General features: G+C 72.6%; 24 protein-coding genes, 1 tRNA gene, 1 pseudogene and 2 riboswitches. Of the genes and pseudogenes, 14 read left to right on the forward strand and 12 right to left on the reverse strand.

Annotated features, from left to right (window positions below):
• From IEZ00_RS36450 to IEZ00_RS11305, 6 genes and pseudogenes are all read left to right on the forward strand, one after another.
• Positions 1-228: pseudogene (locus IEZ00_RS36450) on the forward strand (helix-turn-helix transcriptional regulator); the annotation flags it as partial.
• A 99-nt stretch (positions 229-327) separates the two neighbouring features.
• A complete protein-coding gene (locus tag IEZ00_RS11285; protein WP_189223126.1) occupies positions 328-684 on the forward strand; it encodes a hypothetical protein in 357 nt (118 codons plus the stop codon).
• Positions 685-706: 22 nt separating this feature from the next.
• Entirely contained in the window at positions 707-1009 is a 303-nt protein-coding gene (locus IEZ00_RS11290; RefSeq protein ID WP_189223127.1) for a DUF3817 domain-containing protein, read from the forward strand.
• A 92-nt stretch (positions 1010-1101) separates the two neighbouring features.
• Positions 1102-1189: riboswitch (glycine riboswitch) on the forward strand.
• Between the two features lies 1 nt (position 1190).
• A riboswitch (glycine riboswitch) is annotated at positions 1191-1281 on the forward strand.
• 112 nt (positions 1282-1393) lie between these two features.
• Positions 1394-2494: a glycine cleavage system aminomethyltransferase GcvT gene (gene gcvT / locus IEZ00_RS11295; protein ID WP_189223128.1), complete on the forward strand. Its 1101-nt coding sequence runs from the start codon at positions 1394-1396 to the stop codon at positions 2492-2494.
• Positions 2495-2507: 13 nt separating this feature from the next.
• Positions 2508-3773 (forward strand): serine hydroxymethyltransferase, encoded by a 1266-nt coding sequence (gene glyA / locus IEZ00_RS11300; RefSeq protein WP_189223129.1) that lies wholly within the window; start codon positions 2508-2510, stop codon positions 3771-3773.
• Between the two features lie 79 nt (positions 3774-3852).
• Positions 3853-4458, forward strand: a complete 606-nt coding sequence (locus IEZ00_RS11305; protein ID WP_189223130.1) for a malonic semialdehyde reductase — start codon at positions 3853-3855, stop codon at positions 4456-4458.
• A gap of 78 nt (positions 4459-4536) precedes the next feature.
• Here IEZ00_RS11305 and IEZ00_RS11310 read toward each other — a convergent pair whose 3' ends face one another.
• Positions 4537-5208, reverse strand: coding sequence for a COG4315 family predicted lipoprotein (locus tag IEZ00_RS11310; RefSeq protein ID WP_189223131.1), 672 nt, complete (start codon positions 5206-5208; stop codon positions 4537-4539).
• A gap of 126 nt (positions 5209-5334) precedes the next feature.
• On the opposite strand from IEZ00_RS11310, the gene IEZ00_RS11315 reads away from it, so the two are divergent.
• The gene (locus IEZ00_RS11315; protein ID WP_189223132.1) at positions 5335-7392 is read left to right on the forward strand and encodes a S9 family peptidase; all 2058 of its coding nucleotides are present in this window, start codon (positions 5335-5337) and stop codon (positions 7390-7392) included.
• Positions 7393-7444: 52 nt separating this feature from the next.
• Here IEZ00_RS11315 and IEZ00_RS11320 read toward each other — a convergent pair whose 3' ends face one another.
• The 4 genes from IEZ00_RS11320 to IEZ00_RS11335 all read right to left on the reverse strand — a co-directional run bounded on the left by IEZ00_RS11320 (position 7445) and on the right by IEZ00_RS11335 (position 11235).
• On the reverse strand, positions 7445-8287 hold the full coding sequence (locus tag IEZ00_RS11320; protein ID WP_189223133.1) for a spermidine synthase: 843 nt from the start codon (positions 8285-8287) through the stop codon (positions 7445-7447).
• Positions 8284-8694 carry an adenosylmethionine decarboxylase gene (speD, locus tag IEZ00_RS11325; protein WP_189223134.1) on the reverse strand — a complete coding sequence of 137 codons (411 nt, stop codon included), beginning with the start codon at positions 8692-8694 and terminating at the stop codon, positions 8284-8286. The genes IEZ00_RS11320 and speD overlap by 4 nt, the downstream gene beginning before the upstream one ends.
• Positions 8695-8743: 49 nt before the next feature.
• Positions 8744-9913 (reverse strand): type III PLP-dependent enzyme, encoded by a 1170-nt coding sequence (locus IEZ00_RS11330; RefSeq protein WP_229795420.1) that lies wholly within the window; start codon positions 9911-9913, stop codon positions 8744-8746.
• A gap of 89 nt (positions 9914-10002) precedes the next feature.
• A complete protein-coding gene (locus IEZ00_RS11335) occupies positions 10003-11235 on the reverse strand; it encodes a metallophosphoesterase (RefSeq protein ID WP_306344668.1) in 1233 nt (410 codons plus the stop codon).
• Between the two features lie 118 nt (positions 11236-11353).
• On the opposite strand from IEZ00_RS11335, the gene IEZ00_RS11340 reads away from it, so the two are divergent.
• The 3 genes from IEZ00_RS11340 to pabB all read left to right on the forward strand — a co-directional run bounded on the left by IEZ00_RS11340 (position 11354) and on the right by pabB (position 15018).
• On the forward strand, positions 11354-11860 hold the full coding sequence (locus tag IEZ00_RS11340; RefSeq protein WP_189223136.1) for a SigE family RNA polymerase sigma factor: 507 nt from the start codon (positions 11354-11356) through the stop codon (positions 11858-11860).
• Positions 11857-12810, forward strand: a complete 954-nt coding sequence (locus tag IEZ00_RS11345; RefSeq protein WP_189223137.1) for a hypothetical protein — start codon at positions 11857-11859, stop codon at positions 12808-12810. Before IEZ00_RS11340 ends, IEZ00_RS11345 begins: the two co-directional genes overlap by 4 nt.
• Before the next feature lie 111 nt (positions 12811-12921).
• Positions 12922-15018 carry an aminodeoxychorismate synthase component I gene (gene pabB, locus IEZ00_RS11350; RefSeq protein ID WP_189223138.1) on the forward strand — a complete coding sequence of 699 codons (2097 nt, stop codon included), beginning with the start codon at positions 12922-12924 and terminating at the stop codon, positions 15016-15018.
• Here the strand turns inward: pabB and IEZ00_RS11355 are convergent.
• Positions 15006-15347, reverse strand: coding sequence for a histone-like nucleoid-structuring protein Lsr2 (locus IEZ00_RS11355; protein ID WP_189223139.1), 342 nt, complete (start codon positions 15345-15347; stop codon positions 15006-15008). The genes pabB and IEZ00_RS11355 overlap by 13 nt on opposite strands.
• A 272-nt stretch (positions 15348-15619) precedes the next feature.
• Here IEZ00_RS11355 and IEZ00_RS11360 point away from each other — a divergent pair, with 272 nt between their 5' ends.
• Positions 15620-15901, forward strand: a complete 282-nt coding sequence (locus tag IEZ00_RS11360; protein WP_189223140.1) for a metal-sensitive transcriptional regulator — start codon at positions 15620-15622, stop codon at positions 15899-15901.
• Here IEZ00_RS11360 and IEZ00_RS11365 read toward each other — a convergent pair.
• The gene (locus IEZ00_RS11365) at positions 15898-16455 is read right to left on the reverse strand and encodes a TetR/AcrR family transcriptional regulator (RefSeq protein WP_189223141.1); all 558 of its coding nucleotides are present in this window, start codon (positions 16453-16455) and stop codon (positions 15898-15900) included. The genes IEZ00_RS11360 and IEZ00_RS11365 overlap by 4 nt on opposite strands.
• Before the next feature lie 126 nt (positions 16456-16581).
• Between IEZ00_RS11365 and IEZ00_RS11370 the strand changes: the two genes are divergently transcribed.
• Positions 16582-16658, forward strand: a tRNA-Leu gene (locus IEZ00_RS11370).
• 434 nt (positions 16659-17092) lie between these two features.
• Here the strand turns inward: IEZ00_RS11370 and IEZ00_RS11375 are convergent.
• The gene (locus IEZ00_RS11375) at positions 17093-17662 is read right to left on the reverse strand and encodes a TetR/AcrR family transcriptional regulator (RefSeq protein ID WP_189223142.1); all 570 of its coding nucleotides are present in this window, start codon (positions 17660-17662) and stop codon (positions 17093-17095) included.
• A gap of 79 nt (positions 17663-17741) precedes the next feature.
• On the opposite strand from IEZ00_RS11375, the gene IEZ00_RS11380 reads away from it, so the two are divergent.
• Positions 17742-18467 (forward strand): SDR family oxidoreductase, encoded by a 726-nt coding sequence (locus IEZ00_RS11380; protein ID WP_189223143.1) that lies wholly within the window; start codon positions 17742-17744, stop codon positions 18465-18467.
• Between the two features lie 893 nt (positions 18468-19360).
• On the opposite strand, the gene IEZ00_RS11390 is transcribed toward IEZ00_RS11380, so the two are convergent.
• From IEZ00_RS11390 to IEZ00_RS11405, 4 genes are all read right to left on the reverse strand, one after another.
• The gene (locus IEZ00_RS11390) at positions 19361-20017 is read right to left on the reverse strand and encodes an ESX secretion-associated protein EspG (protein ID WP_189223144.1); all 657 of its coding nucleotides are present in this window, start codon (positions 20015-20017) and stop codon (positions 19361-19363) included.
• Positions 20017-21306 carry a WXG100 family type VII secretion target gene (locus IEZ00_RS11395; protein ID WP_189223145.1) on the reverse strand — a complete coding sequence of 430 codons (1290 nt, stop codon included), beginning with the start codon at positions 21304-21306 and terminating at the stop codon, positions 20017-20019. The genes IEZ00_RS11390 and IEZ00_RS11395 overlap by 1 nt, the downstream gene beginning before the upstream one ends.
• On the reverse strand, positions 21303-21608 hold the full coding sequence (locus tag IEZ00_RS11400) for a hypothetical protein (RefSeq protein WP_189223146.1): 306 nt from the start codon (positions 21606-21608) through the stop codon (positions 21303-21305). Before IEZ00_RS11400 ends, IEZ00_RS11395 begins: the two co-directional genes overlap by 4 nt.
• Before the next feature lie 93 nt (positions 21609-21701).
• Positions 21702-22268, reverse strand: coding sequence for a TetR/AcrR family transcriptional regulator (locus tag IEZ00_RS11405; protein ID WP_189223147.1), 567 nt, complete (start codon positions 22266-22268; stop codon positions 21702-21704).
• A gap of 80 nt (positions 22269-22348) precedes the next feature.
• Between IEZ00_RS11405 and IEZ00_RS11410 the strand changes: the two genes are divergently transcribed.
• Positions 22349-23260: an NADP-dependent oxidoreductase gene (locus tag IEZ00_RS11410; RefSeq protein WP_189223148.1), complete on the forward strand. Its 912-nt coding sequence runs from the start codon at positions 22349-22351 to the stop codon at positions 23258-23260.
• Positions 23261-23277 lie beyond the last annotated feature (17 nt).

Here is a 23277-nt window from a genome sequence, read left to right on the forward strand (position 1 = left end):
AGCTACTGGCAGCTGGTCGGCGACCTCGCCGAGGCGGAGCAGTGGTGGGACGCGGGCATCAGCCCGCTGGACCAGCGCGCTCTGGACTACCGGGCGGCCGGGCTCTCGCCCGCCGACCTGGGGCGTCGGTTGGGCCCGATGACGGTGCTGCAGCACCTGCGTCGGGGCAGTGCGGCGGCCTGGTGCGTGGCCAGGCTGCAGAGGCAACGCCGGGACGGCGTGGCCTAGCTCTGGGATCGACCTGGGGGCGGGCTCCTGAGCGGGAGCCCACCCGACGGGGACTCGACTCCCCGTGAAGCGGACCGCGAGCCGGGCTACTCTGGCGGTGTGCCCGGCAGCGTCTTCACCCCCCAGCGCGTCGCCATCGCGGTCACCTGCGCCGCCTCGCTGGTCGTGTGCTGCGGTCTGGCCTGGTGGCAGTGGCAGCGCTTCTCCTCCGCCGGGGGCACCTTCCAGAACCTGGGCTACGTGCTCCAGTGGCCCCTCTTCGGACTCTTCCCGGCCTTCGTGGTGTGGCGCATCCGCAGGCTCGAAGCCCGCGAGGACGCCGAGCCGCCCGAGGCCGCGCCCGAGCCGGTCGTTACCGTGGACCCCGTCAGGACACCCGCGCGCGACGACGAGGACGACGAACTGGCGGCCTACAACCGCTACCTCGCCGAGCTGAACGCGCGGGACCAGCGCTGAGGCGAAGGCGGTCGGTGGAGCGATGAGCGGTGCGTTGGGCCGGTTCCGGTTCATGGCGTACGTGGTGGGCGTCGGACTGCTCGCCCTCGTGCTGGCCATGGTCGTCAAGTACGCGGGCGGCGAGCCGGGCCTGATGCGGGTCGTCGGCCCCGTGCACGGCTTCCTGTACGCGGTCTACCTGGTGCTCACCGTCGACCTGGCGCTCAAGGCGCGCTGGTCGATCAAGGGCACCGCGCTGGTGCTGCTGGCGGGCACCATCCCGTTCGTCTCCTTCTACGCCGAGCGCAAGGTGGTCGACAGCGTCCGGGCCGACCGCGCCCTGTGACCGACCCCGTGACGGACCCGCTGACCGGTTCGCGGTTGACCCCGCCGGTCGGGTCCGCCTAGCGTCTGGCGGGACGAACTGAACACGGCCGTCGACGTCGCGCGGGAGAGTCCCCACCAGGGGCGCCGAAGGAGCAACCCCTCCCCGGAATCTCTCAGGCCCAGCTACCGCCCGACGAAGGCAACTCTGGAAAGCAGGCGCCCCGGCGCGCCTCGCCCACGGTGCAAGCCGCGCGCTCGCGGCGAAGCTCTCAGGCTCATGACAGAGGGGGAGGCTCCCACGACGAGGAGTCCCCCGGTGAACCGTGTCATCCTTACGCACTGGCAGGCCGCCCCCACCCCGGCGGCGCTACCGCCATGCCCGCCACCAGGGAGGACCCGCCCCATGGAAAGCCGTCGGACGCCGCTGCACGCCGAGCACGAGGCGCTGGGCGCCCAGTTCACCGACTTCGCGGGCTGGCGGATGCCGCTGCGCTACGACAGCGAGCTGGCCGAGCACCGCGCGGTGCGCACCTCGGCGGGCCTGTTCGACCTGACCCACATGGGTGAGATCCTGGTCACCGGCGCGGAAGCGGGCGCGGCGCTGGACCACGCCCTGGTCGGCCACGCCTCCGCGATCGGCGTCGGCCGGGCCCGCTACACCATGATCTGCCGGCCCGACGGCGGCGTCCTGGACGACCTGATCGTCTACCGCACCGGCGAGACCGAGTACCTGGTGGTGGCCAACGCCGCCAACGCGGGCGTGGTGCACCGCGAGCTGGTGGCGCGGGCCGAGGGCTTCGCCGCCGAGGTGACCGACAAGTCCGCCGACTTCGCGCTGCTGGCCGTGCAGGGGCCCGCCTCGACGGAGATCCTCGCCGGCCTGACCCCGACCGACCTGGCCGAGGTGAAGTACTACGCCTCCTACCCGACCACCGTGGCCGACCGGCCCGCGCTGCTGGCCCGCACCGGCTACACCGGCGAGGACGGCTTCGAGCTGTTCCTCGACCCGGCCGACGCGCCCGCCGTGTGGCGGGCGCTGCTGGCCGCAGGCGCGCCGCACGAGCTCAAGCCCGCCGGTCTGGGCTGCCGCGACACGCTGCGCCTGGAGGCCGGGATGCCGTTGTACGGCAACGAGCTGGGCGTGGACCGCACCCCGTTCCACGCGGGCCTGGGGCGCGTGGTGAAGCTGGACAAGCCCGGCGACTTCGTCGGCCGCGAGGCGCTGGCGAAGGTGGCCGAGCAGGGCGTGGACAGCGCGCTGGTCGGCCTGCGGACCGATTCGCGCCGCGCCCCCCGGCACGGCTACCCCGTGCTGGACGACTCGGGCGCACCCGTGGGTGAGGTCACCAGCGGCGCGCTGTCGCCGACGCTGGGCTACTCGGTGGCCATGGCCTACGTCACCAAGGCCAACGCGGAGCCGGGCACCCGGCTCACCGTGGACGTCCGGGGCAGGCGCGAACCCGTCGAGGTCGTCGCACTGCCGTTCTACAAGCGCAAGTCGTAAAGGGAGACACGCCATGTCCGCGCACTTCAACACCTCCCTGGCGGAGTTCGACCCGGAGGTGGCCGAAGCGGTCGCCGCCGAGCTCTCCCGCCAGCAGAGCACGCTGGAGATGATCGCGTCGGAGAACTTCACCCCGGTGTCGGTGCTCCAGGCGCAGGGGTCGGTGCTGACCAACAAGTACGCCGAGGGCTACCCCGGCAGGCGCTACTACGGCGGCTGCGAGAACGTCGACGTGATCGAGCGGCTGGCGATCGCGCGGGTCAAGGAGCTGTTCGACGCGGGCTACGCCAACGTGCAGCCGCACTCGGGCGCGCAGGCCAACGCGTGCGCGATGTTCGCGCTGCTGCAGCCCGGCGACACCATCCTGGGCCTGGACCTGGCGCACGGCGGCCACCTGACCCACGGGATGCGGATCAACTTCTCCGGCAAGCTCTACAACGTGGTGCCCTACCACGTCTCCGACGAGGACGGCCGGGTCGACATGGCCGAGGTGGAGAAGCTGGCGCGGGAGCACCAGCCCCGGCTGATCGTGGCGGGCTGGTCGGCCTACCCCCGGCAGCTGGACTTCGCCGAGTTCCGCCGCATCGCCGACGAGGTCGGCGCGTACCTGATGGTCGACATGGCGCACTTCGCGGGCCTGGTGGCGGCCGGGCTGCACCCCAGCCCGATCCCGCACGCCCACGTGGTCACCACCACCACGCACAAGACCCTGGGCGGCCCGCGCGGCGGCGTGATCCTGACCAACGACGCGGACATCGCCAAGAAGGTCAACTCCGCGGTGTTCCCCGGCCAGCAGGGCGGGCCGCTGGAGCACGTGATCGCGGGCAAGGCGGTGGCGTTCAAGCACGCCGCGTCGCCGGAGTTCGCCGACCGCCAGCGCCGCACCGTGGAGGGCGCGAAGATCCTGGCCGAGCGGCTGTCGCGACCCGACGCCGCCGCGGCGGGGGTGAAGGTGCTCACCGGCGGCACGGACGTGCACCTGGTGCTGGTCGACCTGGTGGCCTCCGAGCTGGACGGCAAGCAGGCCGAGGACCGGCTGCACGAAGTCGGGATCACGGTCAACCGCAACGCGGTGCCCAACGACCCGCGCCCGCCGATGGTCACCTCGGGGCTGCGCATCGGCACCCCGGCGCTGGCCACCCGGGGCTTCGGCGCGGAGGACTTCACCGAGGTGGCCGACATCATCGCCACCGCGCTGGGGCCCGACCCGGACCTGGCTTCGCTGCGCACCCGCGTGGAGGCGCTGGCGGCCAAGCACCCTCTGTACCCGACCCTGTGAAAGCAGTCACGAAATAGCCGGTTCCCTCCGGAGGTTGTCCCGTGTGAAACCCCACACGGGACAACCGAAAGAAGGACCCATGTCCGCGACGCTCGACGTCCTCGCGCTCCCGCGCGAGGCGCAGGACCTGCTCTTCCGCGAGGCGCGCACGGCCAGCGTCTTCACCGCCGAGCCGGTGACCGACGACCAGTTGCGGGCCGTGCACGACCTGGTCAAGTGGGGTCCGACGGGCGTGAACAGCCAGCCCCTGCGGGTGGTCTACCTGCGCGGCGAGCAGGCGCGGGCGCGGCTGCTGCCGCACATGAACGAGGGCAACCGGGACAAGACCGCCAAGGCGCCGCTGACCGCGATCCTGGCCTCCGACGCGGACTTCCACGAGCACCTGCCGCGCACCTTCCCGGTCGTCCCCGGCATCCGGGACGCGTTCGCCGCCAACCCGGACCGCGCCGAGGTGGCCAAGGTCAGCGCGCTGCTGCAGGCGGGCTACTTCATCATCGGCGTGCGCGCCGCTGGGCTGGCCGCTGGTCCGATGGCCGGTTTCGACGCCGAGGGCGTGCGCCGGGAGTTCTTCGAGGGCACCGCGCGCACCCCGCTGGTCGTGGTCAACATCGGCCACCCCGACCCCGAGCGCTACTACCCGCGCAACCCGCGCCTGGACTTCGACGAGGTCGCCACCGTCCTGTGAGGACGGTCCCGGAACGCCCGTGATCCCCCGGCCAACCCCAGGCCGGGGGATCACGTCGTGGGGAGTGGCTGCTTCGTCTCACGCGGCCGGGGCGGTCACCCCCGGCGGCAGGCACTCGACGTTGCGCGTGCCGTCGGGCTGCACCACGAACCAGGTTCCGCCGACGCCCTGCCCGCGCCACTTGCCCGGCGCCTCGTCCTTGGCGTAGGTGTACAGCGGCCAGCCCGCGAGCGTGACCTGCTCGCTGCCGTCGGCCCGCTTGACCGTGGAGACCAGGGCGGGGTCCACGCCCTCCAGCTTGGGGGTGCCGGTGCTCAGCAGCGGCGGCCAGGTCTGGGCGCACTGGCCCTCGCAGTTGGACTTGGCCGGGTCCGGGGTGTCCTTGTCGAACCGGTAGAGCGTGCGGCCGTCGCCGTCCTGGACCACCCGTCCCATCTTGTCCACGGTCTTGGCCACCAGGGTGACCGAGCTCTGCGCGGGCGCGGCCTGCGCCTCTGGGGCGGCCTGCGCTTCGGGCGCGGCGGCGGGCGCCTGGGCCTGCGGCTGCGCGGCGGGGGCGGCGGCCTCGCTGGTCGGAGGTGCCAGGGGTTCCGCGTCCCCGTAGTCGCCCTGGGCCCCGGCCTGCACCTGCTCGGTCTGCGCCACCTTGGTGCCCTGCAGCGCGGCACCGTTGGACGTCCACACGACCAGTGCGAGCACGGCCGCCATGCCGCCCGCGACGGCTATGGCGATGCGGTTTCGTCGGATCACGCTCACTCCTCCTTGTCCGTCGTTCGCTCCACCGACGATTACGGCCAGGTCTCGACGGCGGTTCAGCCCGCCGCGAAGACAGGGGTTCGGGATGAGCGCCGCGTCGCCATCTGCGAAGGTGGCGGCGTGGGCAACGAGAACTCCTTCCCGCGCAGGCACGCGCGCACCCAGCGGTTCACCCTCGGCGCGCCGAGGACCTTCACCGCCGCACCCGACGGCGGGCACGTGTACTTCCTGCGCACGGCCACCGGCCGGGCCAACGGGCTGTGGTCCTGCGACCCCGCCACCGGGCGGGAGGAGCTGCTGGTGGACCCGGTCGCGCTGCTCGGCGACACCGAGGACCTGCCGCCCGAGGAGCGGGCCCGCCGGGAGCGCAGCCGCGAGCAGGCCGCGGGCATCGTCGGCTACGCCACCGACGCCGACGTGCGGCAGGCGGTGTTCGCCCTGTCGGGCAGGCTGTTCGTGGTGGAGCTGGCCACCGGCGCGGTGCGCGAGCTGCCCGCGCCCGGCCCGGTGGTCGACCCCCGGCTGGACCCGACCGGGCGGCGGGTCGGCTACGTCAGCGGTGGCGCGCTGCACGTGGTGGACCTGGAGAGCGGCGCGGACCGCGTGCTGGCCGAGCCGGACGGCCCGCACGTGCGGTGGGGGCTGGCGGAGTTCATCGCGGCCGAGGAGATGAGCCGCTTCCGGGGCTACTGGTTCTCCCCGGACGGCGAGCGGGTGCTGGCCGCGCGGGTGGACGACGCGCCGGTGCGGCGCTGGCACATCGCCGACCCGGCCAACCCGGCCACGCCCCCCACCGAGATCGCCTACCCCGCCGCGGGCACGCCCAACGCGGTGGTCGAGCTGGCCGTGCTCGGCCTGGACGGCGAGCGCGTCGCGGTGGACTGGGACAACACCGCGTTCCCCTACCTGGCCTGCGCGCACTGGTCCGGCCACGGCAGGCCGCTGCTGTCGGTGCAGTCGCGCGACCAGCGCACCGCGCGCGTGCTGGCGGTGGACCCGGCCACCGGCGGGGTCGAGGTGCTGGTGGAGGAGACCGACCCGACCTGGCTGGAGATCGTGCCCGGCGTGCCCGCGTGGACCCCTGGCGGTGAGCTGGTCCGCGTGGTGCCGCGCGGTGACGCCAACCGGCTCGTGGTCGGCGACCGGGAGTGGACGCCGGACGGCTTCCAGGTGCGCGCCGTGCTCGACGTGTCCGAACAGGACGTGCTGGTCTCCGCTTCCGAGGACGACCCGACCCAGGTCCACGTCTACTCGGTCACCGCGGACTCGATCACCCGGCTGTCCACAGAGGACGGCGTGCACAGCGCGACGCGCGGCGGCGGCAGGCTGGTGCTGTCGTCGTCGAGCCTGGACTGGTTCGGCCCCCGCGTCACCGTCGGCGGCCACGTCATCGAGTCGCACGCGGAAACCCCCGCGCTGACCCCGCGAGTCCGCCTGCTCACCGTGGGGGAGCGGGACCTGCGCGCCGCGCTGCTGCTGCCGCGCGACCACGTGCCGGGCACCAAGCTGCCCGTGCTGATGGACCCCTACGGCGGCCCGCACGCGCAGCGGGTGACCTCGGCCCGCAACGCCTACCTGGTGCCGCAGTGGTTGGCGGACCAGGGTTTCGCGGTGCTGGTGGTGGACGGCCGGGGCACGCCGGGCCGGGGTCCGGTGTGGGAGCGGGAGATCGCGTTCGACTTCGCGGGCGCCACGCTGACCGACCAGGTCGACGCGCTGCGCGCGGTGGCCGAGCGGGAACCGGACCTGGACCTGGGCCGGGTGGGCATCCGGGGCTGGTCCTACGGCGGCTACCTGGCGGCGCTGGCCGTGCTGCGCAGGCCGGACGTGTTCCACGCGGGCATCGCGGGCGCCCCGGTCACCGACTGGCGGCTCTACGACACCCACTACACCGAGCGCTACCTGGGCCACCCCGACGAGCGGCCGGAGGTCTACGACGCCAACTCGCTCATCGACGACGCGCCGAAGCTGGAGCGCCCGCTGATGATCGTGCACGGCCTGGCCGACGACAACGTGGTGGCCGCGCACACCCTGCGGCTGTCCTCGGCGCTGCTGGCGGCGGGCAGGCCGCACACCGTGCTGCCGCTGTCCGGCGTCACGCACATGACCCCGCAGGAGCAGGTGGCGGAGAACCTGCTGCTGCTCCAGGTCGACTTCCTCAAGCGCGCCCTGGCCTGAAAAGGCGTCGGGGCCGCCGGGGGAAGTCCCCGGCGGCCCCGACGTCCCGGCCTCAGGCCGGGGAGTGCCGCACCTGGTAGGGCGGGATCGTGTTGCCCCGCAACGCCAGGTCGTCGATCGTCTCCGGCCGGTAGCCCAGCGCGGGCAGCCGCTCGGCCATCAGCGCGGCCGGGTTGGCGACCTCGTCCGCGCGGCCGAACAGGTAGGCCCACTCGTGCTCGTCGGAGCCGTAGTAGGCCACCGTGTCGAACACCGCGTTGAACCGCTGCCACGAGCGGATCAGCGTGCTGTTGCGCCACATGGTCTGGCAGCCCGCCTGGGTGACCACCACGCCGCCCGGCGTGAGCAGCGCCTTGCACATGCGCAGGAACTCCTCGCCGTACAGGCGGTTGTGCTGCGCCTCCTCCTCGCGCTCGTCCGGCAGGTCCACCAGGACGATGTCGTAGCGCTCGGCGGTGGTGCGGATGTACTCCCACCCGTCGGTGTAGCGCACCCGGATCGGGCCCTCGCCCTTCTCGGCCAGCGCCAGCTCGTCGAGGGTGTAGCCGTAGGGCAGGTGCTCGGCGCACAGCTTCACGGCCTGCTCGTCGATGTCGACGTGGTCGACCACCGACGCGCCCGCCGCCACCGCCATCTGGCACACCACGCCCTCGCTGGAACCGATGACCAGCACCCGGTCCACCCGGTCGGCCAGCAGCAGCGCCGGGACCATCAGCGCCTCGTGGTAGGTCAGCTGGCTGAACTCGGTGCTCTGCCGGTCGTCGTCGCAGAACAGCGACAGGCCCTGGGCCGTGCGGGCGATCACCAGGTGCTGGAACGCGGTGTTGGTGTCGACGACGACCTCTTCGACGTCCCAGTGCCTGGTCAAACCGGCCGCGAGCGGTTCGCGGATCACGCCTTCTCCTCACCGATGAGCGCGGGCACCTGCGTGCCGCGCCTGATCATGTCCGTCCGTGCGGATGCCGCCCCCAGCGCCTCGGCCAGCAACTGCACCGCGAGCTCGGGTTTGGCACGGGTGCCGCACGTGAACACGTCGACGAACACCGACCCGACCTCGGGATAGGTGTGGATCGACGCGTGCGACTCCGACAGCAGGGCCAGCACGGTGACCCCCTGCGGCTCGAACTGCTTGGAGACCACCTCCAACACGGTGGCGTCCGCCTGGGTGAGCGCCTCGCCGAGCGCGTGTCGCAGGAACCGCTCGTCGTCCAGCAGCTCCGGGCTCACCCCGTCCAACTCCGCCAACACGTGCTGTCCTGCGAACAAGCCCACCGGCTCGGTCTCGCACGGGACTTCGGACATCAATCACTCCAAACCATAGAAAAGTCTTGCGGGGGAACGAGGAGCGTGCTCACCGCACGCAGTGGGCGGCCAGCGGCGGGAAGCCGTTGAACGCCACCGAGGAGTAGCTGGCCGTGTACGCGCCCGCGCTGAGCAGGTCGACGTGGTCGCCCGCGCGCAGGTCCAGCGGCAGCTCGTAGCAGGTGTGCTGGTACAGCACGTCGTCGGCGTCGCACGTCGGTCCGGCGATGACCACCGGGCCGGTCGGCCCGCCGTCGCGGTTGGTGCGCAGCGGGTAGGCGATGGCCTCGCCCTCGGTCTCGGCCAGCCCGCCGTAGCGGCCGATGTCCAGGAACACCCAGCGGCGCTCGTCGCCGTAGGACTTGCGCGACACCAGCACCACCTCGGACCGGATCACCCCGGCCTCGGCGACGATCGCGCGCCCCGGCTCGATCATCACCTCCGGCCGCACCGGGCCGAAGTGCCGGTCGACCGCGGCGGTGATGGCCGCGGCGTACTCGGCCAGCGGCGGCGGCTGCTCCAGGTAGCCCGCGGGCAGCCCGCCGCCGAGGTTGACCGTGGTCAGCTCCACGCCCTCGGCGCGCAGCTTCGCGGTGACCTCGGCGGCGTCGGCGATCGCGGCGTCCCAGCCGGTCGGGTCCAGCTGCTGCGAACCCGCGTGGAAGGCCACGCCCAGCGGCACCAGCCCCAGCTCGCCCGCCAGCCGCAGCAGGTCGGTGGCCATCTCCGGCGAGCAGCCGAACTTCTTGCCGAACGGGTAGGTGGACCCCTTGCTGTCGACCAGGATGCGCAGCATCACCGACGAGCCCGGCGCGTGCTCGGCGACCGCGCGCACGTCCTGCTCGCTGTCGGAGACGAACAGCCGCACCCCGCGCGAGAAGGCGTAGGCGATGTCCGCGGCCTTCTTGATGGGGTTGCTGTAGGAGATCGCCTCCGGCGCGGCGCCCCGCGCCAGGCACAGGTCGATCTCGTTGGGGCTGGCCACGTCGAAGCGGCAGCCCTCGGCCGCCAGCACCTCGACGACCTCGGGCGTGGGGTTGGCCTTGACCGCGTAGTAGATCCCGACCCCCGGCAGCGCGTCGCGGATCGCGGTGAACCGCGCGCGGACCGTGGGGAGGTCGATCACCAGGCACGGTGTGGCCGGTCGCTGTTCCTCCAGGAAACGACGAATACGAGCCTCTGCCCCGTCAAGCCGATCGTCGGCGAAGCTCTTCGTCATCTCGCTAGGGGTCCCCCTCCGCATTCAGGGTCTGCTCACCCGTGTCCGGGCACGGCCGTCCACTCTAGGCGCAGGAGGTGAACAATGCGCTATTCGATGGCGAAGTTGTGATGCAGCTCCACAAGCGCGACCTCCGGGGGAGCGCCCACGCGCACCGGCGGACCCCAGAAACCGGCGCCGTTGCTGACGTAGACCTGGGTGCCGTCCACGGTCGCCAGACCCGAGGTGACCGGCTGCTGCAGCGGCACCGCCAAGGTGAACGGGAACATCTGGCCACCGTGGGTGTGCCCGGACAGCTGGAGGTCCACGCCCATCCGCGCGGCCTCGCGCACCTGCACCGGCTGGTGGGCCAGCAGCACCACCGGCTGCCGCTCGTCGCGCCCGTCCAGCGCCCTGGCCAGGTCCGGCGCGTCGTCGGACTGCTCGCCGGTGACGTCGTTCACACCCGCCAGCTCGAAGAAGGCGTTGCCCCGGCTGATCCGCACGCGCTCGTTGCGCAGCGCGTTGACGCCCAACCGCTCCAGCTCGGTGATCCACTGCTCGTGACCGGAGTAGTACTCGTGGTTGCCGGTGACGAAGAAGCTGCCGTGCGCGCTGGACAGGTCGCGCAGCGGAGCCGCCGCCTCGCCCAGCTGCGCCACCGTGCCGTCCACCAGGTCGCCGACGATGGCCACCAGGTCCGGCTCCAACCGGTTGATCGTGCGCACGATCCGCTCGGTGTGGGCGCGACCCAGCAGCGGTCCGAGGTGGATGTCGCTGACCACCGCGATGCGGAACCCGGCCAGCGAGGAGTCGAGCTTGGCCAGCTTCACCGGCACCCGGTTGATCCGCGGGTCGCCCAGCGCCTGCGTCGCGCCGTAGCCCACCACACCGCCCGCGGCCAGCCCCGAGGCCACCGCCAGCGAACGGGCGATGAACAGCCGCCTGCCGGGGTCGACCACCGGCTTCGGCGCGGGCTCGGGCACCTGCTCCGGCGCGGGCGCGGGCGCGCCCGCGACCACCGGCACCGCCGTCCGCTCCCGCCGTCCGACCGTCCGGTTGAGCAGCAGCCGCGGGATCTCCAGCACCGCCAGCAGCACCGCCGCGTAGAACGCCACCGCCAGCCACAGGTAGCCCGGCCAGGCCAGCCACGCGCTGCCGGTCGGCGTGATCCGAGTCACCACCAGCGCCGACACCATCAGCGCGTAGAGCACCACCAGCGCGGTGGTGGCCACTCGCCTGCCCCGACCCGGCGGCAGCGTGTCGCGCACCAGCCGCCGCCACAAGTAGTAGTGCACCAGCCCGAGCACCAGCCCGAACATGAGCGGGAAGATCAGGGTCAAGGCCAAGCCTCCTCGTGGGAATCCTGACACCAGTCTCCTCGACCTCACCCGATCGGATGCAACCGCATCGGTGCCCGGAAGCGTGACTACCCCGTACCGCAGGACGGAGGGGCATGGGATGAGCGACCGGGACACCGCGTTCGCGGAGTACTTCGCGGCGCGGTCGGAGGCCATGCGCGGCACGGCGTACCTGCTGTGCGGCGACTGGCACCGGGCCGAGGACTTGGTGCAGGCGACCTTCACCAAGCTGTACCTGGCGTGGCGCCGCGTGGCGCGGCACGACGCCCTGGACGCCTACACCAGGCAGACCCTGGTCCGGACCTTCGTGTCCGAGCTGCGCCGGGGGTGGTTCCGCAAGGAGCGCGTCAGCCAGGTGCCGCAGGACGCCCCAGCACCCGGCCACGGCTCGACCGAGGACCGGGTGGTGCTGCTCGCGGCGCTGGCCAAGGTCCCGCCGAGGCAGCGGGCCGTGCTGGTCCTGCGGTACTGGGAGGACCTCTCGGTGCAGGAGACCGCCAAGGCGCTCAACTGCTCGGAGGGAACGGTGAAGAGCCAGGCCGCGCGGGGGCTGCAGACGCTGCGCGGCCTGGTCACCCCGCAGATGCACGAAGGAAGGGTGCGATGAACGAGCAGGAGCTCAAGAACGCTCTGCGCGACGCGGTGGTGGCGAGCAGCCCGCCGCCCGCGATGGACACCCGGCGCGCGCTGGAGGCGGGCCGCGCGGCGGCGCGCAAGCGCCGGGCCACGTGGGGCGGCGCGGTGGCCGGACTCGCGGTGGTGGGCATCGCGGTCGGCGCGACGCTGCTCCCCGGCCTGTCCGGCGGGAGCGGGAGCGTGCAGGTGGGCGGCCAGTCCGAGCGGCCGTCAACGACCGGGCAGTCCGCGCGGCCCTCACCGTCCGGACCGGCGCTGACCACGACGGTCACGCCCAAGGTGCCCAGCGGCCAGCCCAACGCCCAGCCCGGTGCGAGCTCGAAGACGCAGTGGCCGGACGGGCAGCAGGACCGGACCGCCACCAGCGGTCCGAGGGCGGACAAGGGCACCAAGGTGCTCAACGACCTCAGCTCCTCGCTGCCGCCCGGCTTCTCCGCCCCCGACAAGCAGCGCGTCGGGTTCGACGACTACGGGGCGATGCGCCGGGCGCAGGCCTCGTTCGAGGAGTACGTCGGCCAGACGCAGGTCTGGACCTACTGGGCCTACACGCCGGTGGTGAAGGCGGACGCCGAGGGCGTGGGCCGCCTGGAGATCAGGGTGCTGACCAAGGGCAGCACCGAGCTCGGCGGCGCCACCGGCTGCGCGGCGGCCCTGCGGGCCACCTACCCGGTGCACGGCGCCAACAGCCGCTGCGACACCGCCGACGTCGGCGGCAAGCAGGTGGCCCTGCTGACCGCCAACACCCCCGTGCAGAACGGCCTGGAGCAGGCCGCCCTCTTCTGGCACGAGGACGGCACGCTCGTGACGGTCGCGCAGGCCAAGGGCTTCGCCAACTCCGGGCACCCGGCCATGGCGCAGCCGCCGCTGACCCCGCAGCAGCTGGCCGCGCTGGCCACCGACCCGAAGTTCCACCTGGACTGACCTCGGGGAGGGGAACCGGAGGGGCCGGGCCGAGTCGGCCCGGCCCCTCCGCCGTGCTCCACCTCCGCTGTACTCCATCCGGGTGGCGCGGCCGGTAGCGTGCGGACTGCCATGCGGACCCTGCTCATCGACAACCACGACTCGTTCACCTACAACCTCTTCCAGTACCTGGCGCGGGTGAACGGGCGCGAACCGGTCGTCATCACCCACGACGACCCGCGCTTCCGGCTGTCCGACCTGCGCGGCTTCGACAACGTGGTGATCTCACCCGGCCCCGGCCGCCCGCACGACGACGCCGACTTCGGCCTGTGCCGCGCGGTGGTCGAGCACGCCGAGATCCCGCTGCTCGGCGTGTGCCTGGGCCACCAGGGGCTGTGCCTGGCCCACGGCGCCCGCGTGGAGCTGGTCACCCCGCGCCACGGCGTGGTCGACCACGTCCGGCACACCGGCACCGACCTGTTCGCCGGACTGCCCTCGCCGCTGGAGGTGGTGCGCTACCACTCGCTGGCGGTGACCGGGCTGCCCGACGAGCTGGAGCCCACCGCCTGGTCCGGCGACGGCGTGCTGATGGCCGTGCGGCACCGCTCGCGGCCCGCGTGGGGCGTGCAGTTCCACCCCGAGTCCATCCGCACCTCGCACGGCCACGAACTGCTGGCCAACTTCCGCGACCTCACCGGCCGCCCCGCCGCCGTCGAGCCCCCCGCGCCCCCACCCGCGCCTCTCCCCGTGGCTCCGCCGCACCACCGGGTGCTGGTGCGGCGCATCGACGCCCACCCCTCGCCCGAGCGGGTCTTCGTCGCCCTCTACGGCGACTCCCCCGACGCCTTCTGGCTGGACAGCAGCCGCACGGGGGAGCGCGGCCGGTTCTCCGCCATGGGTGACGCGAGCGGCCCGCTCGCGCGCGTGGCCACCTACGACCTGGACAGCGGACGGGTGACCGTCACCGGGCACGAGGGCACCACCGAGCACCCCGGCCCGTTCCTGGACTGGCTGGACGCCGACCTGGCTGCCCACCCCGCCGCCCACCCCGACGTGCCCTTCGACTTCGCCCTCGGCTGGGTCGGCTACCTCGGTTACGAGTTGAAAGCCGAGTGCGGCGGCGACCGCGCGCACCGCTCCGAGCACCCCGACGCCGCGTTCGTGTTCGCCGACCGCGCCGTGGTGTTCGACCACCTCGACGGGTGCGCCTACCTGCTCGCGCTGGCCGACGACGGCTGGCTGGACCGGACGGCGCGGTTCCTGCTCGCCTTCGACCCGCACCCCGAACCGCGGCCCCGGCCCGTGCGGGCGGGCGAGGCCCGGCTGCGGCACAACCGGTCGCAGTACCTCAAGCTCGTCGACGCCTGCCTGGAGGCGGTCACGGCGGGGGACAGCTACGAGGTGTGCCTGACCAACGAGATCACCTGGCGCGGCCCGGTGGACCCCTGGCAGGCATACCGGTTCCTGCGCCGGGAAAGCCCCGCGCCGTTCGGCGCGCTGCTGCGTTTCGGCACCCTGTCGGTGCTGAGCACCTCGCCCGAGCGGTTCCTGCGGGTCGATCGGCGAGGTGTGGTGGAATCAGAACCAATCAAGGGGACCAGACCGCGCGGCGGCACCCCCGAGGCGGACGAAAGTTTCCGCACAGCCCTGGCGACCAGCGCGAAGGACCGCGCCGAGAACCTGATGATCGTGGACCTGGTGCGCAATGACCTGAGCCATTGCGCGGAAGTCGGCAGCGTCGAGGTGCCCCGGCTGTTCGCGGTGGAGAGCTACGCGACGGTCCACCAGCTCGTCAGCACCGTTCGGGCCAGACTTCGGACCGGCTGTTCCGCGGTGACGGCGGTTAGAGCGGCGTTCCCCGGCGGCTCCATGACGGGCGCGCCCAAGATCCGGACAATGCAGATCATCGACGACCTGGAAGCCGGGCCCAGGGGTGTCTACTCCGGAGCCCTGGGTTACTTCTCGCTGTCCGGAACGGCCGACTTCAGCATCGTCATCAGGACGCTGGTGGTGACCCCGGACAAGGCGACTTTCGGGGTGGGCGGCGCGGTCATCGCGCTGTCGGACCCCGCGGAGGAATTCGAGGAGACGGCGGTCAAGGCGGCTGCCCCGCTGCGCCTGCTGAGCACCGCGTTTCCCGGTCGCCAGGCACGCGACCTGCGGTTCCCCGGCTGCGGTTCGCCCTCGCGCCCCGCAGCCGGGGAATCAGCCGCCGGTCAGGAGGCGTGAGCTTCCTGGAACTGGACGACCAGCCCCTGGGGAATCCGCCCCCGGTCGGAGATCTGGTGGCCCTGGGCCCGCGCCCAGTCCCGAATGGCCTGCGCCTGGGCCTTGTCCCCAGCCTTTACCGTGCTCTTGCCGGTGCCCTTGCGCTGCTTGCGGCCGCCCGCCCGACGCGCCTTGGCGACGAAGTCGGCCAGGGACTCGCGGAGCTTGTCCGCATTCTCCTTGGAGAGGTCGATGGAGTACTCCACACCGTCCAGCGCGAAGTTCACGGTCTCGGCGGCTTCGCTGCCGTCGAGGTCGTCGATGAGTTGGACGACGGTCTGCTGTGCCACTGTTCCTCCGTGTGTGCTCGCATAGCGCGTGCTGCTCTCGACTCGTATCTGCGCCACACGCTTCGGTCGCCACCATAGTGCACCGGCGGAATATCGCCTAACCTTTCGCCGCTAAAATGTGATGATGCCCCCGGACGGGTCATTTCACCACCGGTGATTGAGCTGGGAAATGCACGGTGGGCGAAGGTCGTACCCCGTGGTCGGAGTCACACCCGGTCGAGTGGCCTATCCTGGGTGGGGATACCCGCCCAGGGTAGGGAAGGCCGGGAGCGATGCACGGTTACACAGCGGACAAGGACGCGTACCTCAAGCGGCTGCGCCGCATCGAGGGACAGGTCCGCGGCCTGCAGCGGATGGTGGAGAACGACGAGTACTGCATCGACGTGCTGACCCAGATCTCCGCGGCGACCAAGGCGCTGCAGGCGGTGTCGCTGGGCCTGCTCGACGAGCACCTCAAGCACTGCGTGGCCCAGGCCGTGGCCGAAGGCGGCACCGTCGCCGAGGACAAGATCGCCGAGGCCTCCGCCGCCATCGGAAGGCTGGTGCGCTCCTAGAACCCCCACTCGGGCGCGGGGCCGGGCAGCGGCAGGCGCGCGCGCAGCCCGTCCAGCACCAGCGCGAGGTACCGCTCGCGCAACCCCGGCTCGGCCCCGGTCACCAACCGGGCCAGGTGCAGCAGGTCCCCCGCGGAAACCCCCTCCCGCAACCCGCCCTCCGCCCGAGCACGCTCCACCAGCCGCTCCAACGCCGCCCCCGCGCGTTCCGCCGCAGCCCTCAGGTCATCGGTCCTCGTCCGGCGCAACCCGAGTAACTTCGTCGCCCCGGACTCGACGGTCCCGCGCAGCACCCGTTCCAGCGCACCCCAGGCGTCGTCGTCCCGCAGAGCGGACTCCGCCAAGTCCGCGACCCGCTGGAGCGCCGCCAGGCACACGTCGTGCACGAGGACTTCCTTGGTGGGGTAGCGCCGGTAGAGCGACCCCATCCCCACCCCGGCCCGCCTGGCGATGGCGGACACCGGCGCGTCGTCCCCCAACTCCTCGAACACCGCACTCGCCGCGGCGAGCACCCTCGCGTCGTTACGCCGGGCCTCCGCCTCACGCCCACCCATGCAGGGACGCTAGCAGCAGCGGAGCGGACCGCTCCGTTCCGGTAAGGTCGTACTCCGGCCGACCACCGCGGCCGAGGGGTACGCGGTGGTCGGTCCGCCTGATCCAGTACAGTTCGTGCCACCAAGGCCCCCGTAGCCCAATCGGCAGAGGCAGCGGACTCAAAATCCGTCCAGTGTGCGTTCGAGTCGCACCGGGGGCACCACAAGGATGGGAACAGGACCGTCACCCGATGGGTGACGGTCCTGTTCCGCGTTCTCCTGCTTGCGCTGCCGTGCATCGTCGAGCGAAACGACAGCCGCGTCGTGGTCGGGTGCGGCGCGGTGGAGACGCCGATGCGTCGCGCGGAACTCGGCGGAGCACTCGGTCGTCCACAGTGGAGACACGTCGAGCCGGGCCTGATCTCCGTGGACCCGATCGTTCGCGCTGTCACCACGAACGCGCCGAATCACCAGTGTCCCGCCGACACCGCCGAGTCCCTCTTCTGCTGGTTGACGGCCACAACCTCCTCCGGCGCGGCGCGTTCGGGTTCCCCGCGCCGACCTCCTCCCGCGACGAGGCCCGCGGTCCGCTGACGAGTTCGCCTGCTTCGCACTACCGCGCGTAGCCGTCTGCGGGGAACTCACCTGGGTGCCGGACTCAGGGCCGGGTGAAGATTCCCGCTGTCGCCATCACGACCCGTTTGCGCGCGGCTGCCGCGTCGTCGTCGAAACGGTCGACGGCCCACGACAGCGCGAGCACCAGTTCGTACACCTCGCTCGCGGTGACCGGGGTGGCCAGGGCGTCGGCGGCCCTCGCCGCGTCGAGGAGGCTGTCCGTCCGCTCGAGCAGCGGGTCGGAGGTCGTCCTCATCGGCGACTCGACATCCCGCAGGGCGGTGGCCAGGCAGTAGGGCAGGTCGTGCCAGATGCGCAACCGCCAGGTCAGCAGCACCAGCCACTCGGCGAGCGCCGCGCGCGGCGTGAGGGTCCGGGACAGTTCGTCGGCCTCGCTCAACGCTTTGGCGATGCTGTCCGCGATGACGGCGGCGAGCAGGTCGTCGCGGGTCGGGAAGTTGCGGTAGAGGGTGGCGTTGCCGACTCCGGCGCGCAGCGCGATGCCGTCGAGCGGGGCCAGCACGCCCTCGGCCTCGAAGGTCTCGCGGGCTGCGGCGAGGATCGCGTCGCGGTTGCGCTGGGCGTCGGCGCGAGGCTTCCGCGCTGTGGCCATCGACACTCCTCCTGGAAAAGTGGGGATTGTCCCCGCATAGTTGATCCGGGGATGATCCCCACTTAATGGAGGAGTTTACGTGAACCAGTCACTCCACGGCCGCACGGTGCTCGTCACCGGCGCCAACGGCGGTCTCGGCGAGCAGTTCGTGCGGCAGGCGCTGGGGCGGGGCGCGGCAAAGGTCTACGCCACCGCGCGCACCCCGAGGCTCTGGGACGACGCCCGTGTCCAGTCGCTGGCCCTCGATGTGGCCGATCCGGGGAGCGCCGCGCACGCCGCCGCGACCGCGTCGGACGTCGACCTGCTGGTCAACAACGCTGCCATCGCACCCGCAGGCGACTCCATCTCCGGGCCGGAGGACGAGCTCCGCCGGATCTTCGAGACCAACTTCTTCGGCAACCTGCGGGTCGCCAACGCCTTCACCCCGGTGCTCGCGGCCAACGGCGGCGGCACGCTGCTGAACGTCCTGTCCACCGCGGCCTGGATCAACGTGCCGACCGGCTACGCGGCCTCGAAGGCGGCGATGTGGTCGGCCACCAACGCGCTGCGCGCCCAGTTGGGCCCCCGTGGCACGCAGGTCATCGGCCTGCTCGTCGGCATGGTCGACACTCCGATGTCGGCCCGCTGGGACGTGCCGAAGGTCAGCGCCGACAGTGTCGTGGCCCAGGCCTACGACGCTGTCGCGGACGGTTCCATCGAGGTGCTGGCGGACGAGACCACGCGGTACCTGAAGTCTCGGCTCAACACCAAGGCCGAGGAGCTCTACCCGTGGCTCGACGAGCAGCTCGCCTCGTTCGTGCCCTGATCCGCGAGGGCGGACAAAGGGCGGCGTAGCCATGGGCGGGACCCTGCCCGTCATCAACTGCCGTTCCTCTCTCCGGTATCGGTCGCTTCACATGGACCCGAGCTCCCAGAGGAGTGATCTCGTCCATGCTTCGACCTTGTCGGGGCGAGACGGGCGCGCTCACACTGCGCGAACACACGATGCACTTCAACCAACCGCTCGGCGGCAGGAGCGGACGTCGTACTCCGTTGTCGGGGTCGGGGCGGTTTGAAGCGGTTCATCGCATTCGTGCGCGGAGCATTCGACCTGAACGGTCGGGTGGGAATCCAGCACGCTCAACACCGCGGGATGGCCTCGGCCCAGGGGACCACGCCACCGCCCGGCTCTCGGTGCCGGTGCTGTTGACCGAGCTGGTGTCGCCTGCCCGGTTCCCAGGGGCGGCTGGTCGTCAGCGAGCCTCGCTGAGCCGGGAGGCGCGCAGGAGGTCGAGCTGATCGGCGTCGCTGGTGCCAGGGGCCGCCGTGTAGGTCACGATGCGCAGGTCGACCCCGGCAACGGTCAGCACGTCGCACTCCAGGGTGAGGTCACCCCAGCTCGGGATGGCTGATCGTCTTGAGATCGCCGAGGCGGTCGCCGAGGCGGCAGCGCGCGAGCCAGAGCCGAGACCACCTGGGCGGACGGGTTGGTGGTCCGGCTCTGCTCCAGCCGCGGCACGTGCTCGAGGGAAAGGCTCGGCGAGTTCCTCGCGGCGCAGGCCGGGGGCGCCTGCGAGCTGACCGGGCACAGCCCGCATCGCCGAGGCCACGCGGCACGTCGCCCCGACGATGTGGCGGCGGCACGTGCGCCTGGCGATGGACGGGTTCCGGACCTCGGACCAGCTCCACCGGGCCGTGGTCCCGCCGGAGGGCGGGCCGTCAGTCGTTGATGCGGCGCAACCAGTCCCCGATGATGGAGTGGGTCGCGGGCGTGGCGTGCACCCAGCGCTGGCTGCGGCTGTCGGTGTAGCGGACGACCAGCCAACGGCCGTCCGGGCAGTCGATCGTGGTGATGAACGATTCCGAGCGCCTGCGCCGTCCGTGCCGGTCGCGCTTGGCGGCGAAGAGCTTGGCGACGCCGGTGCGCGGACGTTGCATCAGTTCCACCAGCGCCCGCGAACCCTGGGCCTCCTCGGCACGGGCGTTGATCGACGAGCCCCGGCCGGGCGGCATCGGCGGCAGGCATGCCACGAGCGTGTCCGACGGATCGCCGTGCAACGCGCCGATCCGCACGTGACCGTTGTCCCGCAACGCGAACACGCCGTGCCGTCCGGCCGTGGCGGTGACGACGGGCAGTGTGATGTCGCGGTTGAAGGCGATCCAGCCGAAGCACTCGTGGTCGGCGAACGCGAGCACCCGCAACGCCTCCCGCGCGTCGTCGACCCGCACCCCCTCGCGGTGCAGGGTTTGCTCGACTTCCAGGGCGTTGGCCTGGGCGGGCGGCACGTGCAGGGCGGTGTGGTGCTCGCCGAGGTCGTCGCGGCGCCACAGCGTGTCGAACGCCGTGTCGGACAGCACTACCGGTGTGCGCAACATCAGTCCACTCCGATCACGGGCGTCACGCCGCTGGGCATCGGGCCGACGAGCGTGTCCACGTCCTCGTCGAGGTACACGGTGCGCTTGTGCTCCCTGTCCTCGTCCCCACGCGTGGGCGCGGCGTGTGGCGCGAAACCGCCCATGCCCGCCGCTGCGCCCACGCCCGCCGCTCCGACCCTGCCTGCCGCGCCACGGGGACTGGCCGTGACAGGGGCGTTGTGCGGTGTTCTGCCGAGAACGGCGGACTGGTCGCCCGGTGCCAGGGAGCCTCGCTGTCCCCTGGTGCCGGTCGGGTCGCCGATGCCGATCCCGCCTGGCAGCACCGGAGCGGCGCCGAGCAGGTGGTCGCCCTTCGGGGTGCTCGACGTGTGCGCGCTGTCCCTGGCCGACGGCGGACGCGCCGCGATCGGCACGCCGCCCAGCGCACCGGTGGACCAGTCGGCGACCGCCGTCCGGTCGCCCGGCTGCAGCCGGTCAACTGGCTGCAGCCGGTCACCCGGCTGCTTCGGTGCGGCGGAGGGTCCGTGGACGGCAGCCGCCCGACCGGCGGGGCCCGTGTCGCCGCCGCCACCACCGCTGGTGGGGCCTCCGTCGCCGCCCCCGGCGCTGCTGGCCGAAGTCCTGCCGCCACCACCGCTGGTCGACGGCGGTGCGGAGACCTCGCCACCGCCCGCCGATCCCGCCGACGAGGGCGAGGTGCTCCCCGCACCCCCGACCTGCGGAGGGGCGGACGTCGCGGATCGCGCGCCCGCTCCGCCCGTGGCCTGCACAGCGGTGTCCGCGCCCATCACACCGCCCGACGCCGGGGGCACCTGCGGCAGCATCGCCTGGTTCCGGCCCGTCACCGCGGCATATTCCGCGTAGACGCGGCGGTTGTGCGCGTCGGCCTCGAACCACGCCTTGCGCGCGAGCTCGTTGTCGGTGTCCCACGGCGTGATCTCGTCGAAGAAAGTCAGCTCCGGCGGATACGGCGTCGCCATCGGCTGCACCTGCTGCCTGAGCACGCCGTAGTTCTGAGCTTGGGCCCGCAACGAGGCGTCGGCCTTGTCCAGCGCTTCCTGCGCGCGCTGGAGCGCCTGCCCGATCGGCTGCGCGGCCTGCGCCGCCCGCTCCGACGCCCGACCCCGCCACTCGGCCTGCGCCTCGGCGGTGAGCCGACGCAGCTCGTCGCCGAGGGCCTCGATGCGCGTGCGGGCGTCCCTCGACACGTCCGCCGCCTGGGTCAGCCCGTCGGGACCGGCGCCCCGCGACACCATCTGGTAGATCTCGTAGCCGCTGAGCTCGTTCATCGGTCCACCGCCAGTCGCAGGTGATTGTCCTGCTCGGTCGTCACGTACTGGTCGAGCGACGCCTTCAGCTCCTCGATGCGCGTCTGCAGCTCCCGCTCGATGCTCGTGACCGAGTCCAGGTGCGCCTGGCCCGCCTGGCACGCGGCGGTGATGAAGGCGGTGGTCGCCGGATCCGGCATCGGGGGTTGGAGCCGCGCGAGCAACCCGCTGCGCTGGTTGGTCGCGGACAGGTCGTCACGTACCTTGTCGTGCCTGCCGACCACCCCGCGGAGGGCCTCGGCGGCCACTTCGAAATCGCCCATGTGCGCAGAGTGGCGGCAGCGGCCGGGGACCCCTCCCCGCGCCGTCACCCGTCGAGGCGAATGGGGTTGGTCGTTGCGGAGCGCCGGGCGAGGTCAGCGGGCTGCCGGAACCTCGCCCGCGGGCAGCGCGAGGAGTCCGGTGAGCAGCACGCGGGTGAGGCTCTTGGCCGCCGGGCTCGTCCGCGCCGACGGGATCGCCATCAGCGCGCCCCGGACGTCCTCGACCGACACCCAGGGGCGGAGGACCCGGTCGGCGCGGGCCCGGTCCACCAGTCGCGCGAACGCTTCGGCGTGCGCGCGGCGGCGGTCGGCGAACTCCGGCCCGCTCAGGACGTCGACCAGCCCTGGTTCCCGGACCCGCCACTGGCCGAAGCGGTGGAACGTGCGGGTCAGCGCGCGGCGGCTGTCCGGGTCGGCGAGCGCGGCCCGCAGCTGCCGCTCGCACCGGTCCACCTGACCGGCGAGCACGGCCGCGAGGAGATCGGCGCGGGACGGGAAGTGCCGGTGCACGGTCGCGGGGGCCAGGCCCGCGAGCCGCGCGATCCGCCGCACCGGCAGGTCCGGGCCGTGCCGCGCGAAGGCCGTGTGCGCCACCGCGACCAGGTGGCGGCGGTTGTGCTCGGCGTCGGTCCGGCGTTTCCGAGTCAGTTCGTCCCGCACGGCTCTCACTTCCCGTCCGCCACTGGTGATCGCTCCTACCGTAGGCGCCATCAGCCCAGCGGAACTTCCGGGGAGTCACTGTGTTCGCAGTCCGGTTCGAGCGGTTCGGCCCGCCTGAAGTCCTGTCGGTGGGGGAACTCCCGCAGCCCCACGCCGGTCCCGGTCAGGTGCGCGTCCGGGTTCGCGCGGCCGGTGTCTCGCCGGTGGACCTGGCGATCCGGGCCGGGAGGGCGCGGTCGCCGATCGCCCTCCCGCACATCCCCGGAGTCGACGCGGCGGGTGTCGTGGACGAGGTGGGCCCCGGTGTCGAGGACGGTGTGTCGGTCGGTGACGAGGTCTTCGGCGCTGTCGACGCCGCCCGCCTCGGCGGGGCGACCGCCGAGTTCGCCGTCCTCGCCTTCTGGGCGCGGAAACCGCCGTCGATGCCGTGGGAGCAGGCCGGGGCGGCCGCGTCCGGCGTCGAGACGGCCACTCGCGCCCTCGACCTGCTCGACGTGCGCGCGGGGACGACTCTGCTGGTCGACGGCGCGTCCGGTGGTGTGGGCAGCCTCGCGGTCGGTTTGGCGCTCGCGCGCGGCGCCCGCGTGCTCGGCACGGCCGCGCCCGGCAACCAGGAGTTCGTCGAGAGCCTGGGTGCCACGCCGATCCCGTACGGGCCCGGCCTGCGCGCGCGGGTGCCGGGCCGGGTCGACGTCGCGCTCGACGTCGCCGGGAAGGGTTCGCTGCCGGAGCTGGTCGAGCTGACCGGGTCGCCGTCGTCGGTGGTCACGCTGGCCGACTCCAGCGGCCCGCGGCACGGGGTCCGCGTGTCGGTGGGGGCCTTGGGCGGTGAGCCGGACGGGCGGCACGGGCTCGCCGCGGCCGCCGCGCTGTTCGAGCGTGGCCGATTCCGCGTGCCCGTCCAGGAGGTCTTCGAAGACGCCGTCGCCGCGCACACCGCCGCCGAACGCGGACCCCGGCGGGGAAAGCTGGTGGTGGCTGTCAACGTGTAGGAGTGCTGCGACCGGTG

This window comes from Saccharothrix coeruleofusca (assembly GCF_014648515.1).
Lineage (GTDB): Bacteria > Actinomycetota > Actinomycetes > Mycobacteriales > Pseudonocardiaceae > Actinosynnema > Actinosynnema coeruleofuscum.

Coding starts and splice junctions, on each gene's coding strand:
- IEZ00_RS11290 (WP_189223127.1), top strand. CDS start 707: ATGAGCGGTGCGTTGGGCCGGTTCCGGTTCATGGCGTACGTGGTGGGC.
- gcvT (WP_189223128.1), top strand. CDS start 1,394: ATGGAAAGCCGTCGGACGCCGCTGCACGCCGAGCACGAGGCGCTGGGC.
- glyA (WP_189223129.1), top strand. CDS start 2,508: ATGTCCGCGCACTTCAACACCTCCCTGGCGGAGTTCGACCCGGAGGTG.
- IEZ00_RS11305 (WP_189223130.1), top strand. CDS start 3,853: ATGTCCGCGACGCTCGACGTCCTCGCGCTCCCGCGCGAGGCGCAGGAC.
- speD (WP_189223134.1), bottom strand. CDS start 8,694: ATGTCCGAAGTCCCGTGCGAGACCGAGCCGGTGGGCTTGTTCGCAGGA.
- IEZ00_RS11330 (WP_229795420.1), bottom strand. CDS start 9,913: ATGACGAAGAGCTTCGCCGACGATCGGCTTGACGGGGCAGAGGCTCGT.
- IEZ00_RS11340 (WP_189223136.1), top strand. CDS start 11,354: ATGAGCGACCGGGACACCGCGTTCGCGGAGTACTTCGCGGCGCGGTCG.
- IEZ00_RS11345 (WP_189223137.1), top strand. CDS start 11,857: ATGAACGAGCAGGAGCTCAAGAACGCTCTGCGCGACGCGGTGGTGGCG.
- pabB (WP_189223138.1), top strand. CDS start 12,922: ATGCGGACCCTGCTCATCGACAACCACGACTCGTTCACCTACAACCTC.
- IEZ00_RS11360 (WP_189223140.1), top strand. CDS start 15,620: ATGCACGGTTACACAGCGGACAAGGACGCGTACCTCAAGCGGCTGCGC.
- IEZ00_RS11365 (WP_189223141.1), bottom strand. CDS start 16,455: ATGGGTGGGCGTGAGGCGGAGGCCCGGCGTAACGACGCGAGGGTGCTC.
- IEZ00_RS11375 (WP_189223142.1), bottom strand. CDS start 17,662: ATGGCCACAGCGCGGAAGCCTCGCGCCGACGCCCAGCGCAACCGCGAC.
- IEZ00_RS11390 (WP_189223144.1), bottom strand. CDS start 20,017: ATGTTGCGCACACCGGTAGTGCTGTCCGACACGGCGTTCGACACGCTG.
- IEZ00_RS11395 (WP_189223145.1), bottom strand. CDS start 21,306: ATGAACGAGCTCAGCGGCTACGAGATCTACCAGATGGTGTCGCGGGGC.
- IEZ00_RS11400 (WP_189223146.1), bottom strand. CDS start 21,608: ATGGGCGATTTCGAAGTGGCCGCCGAGGCCCTCCGCGGGGTGGTCGGC.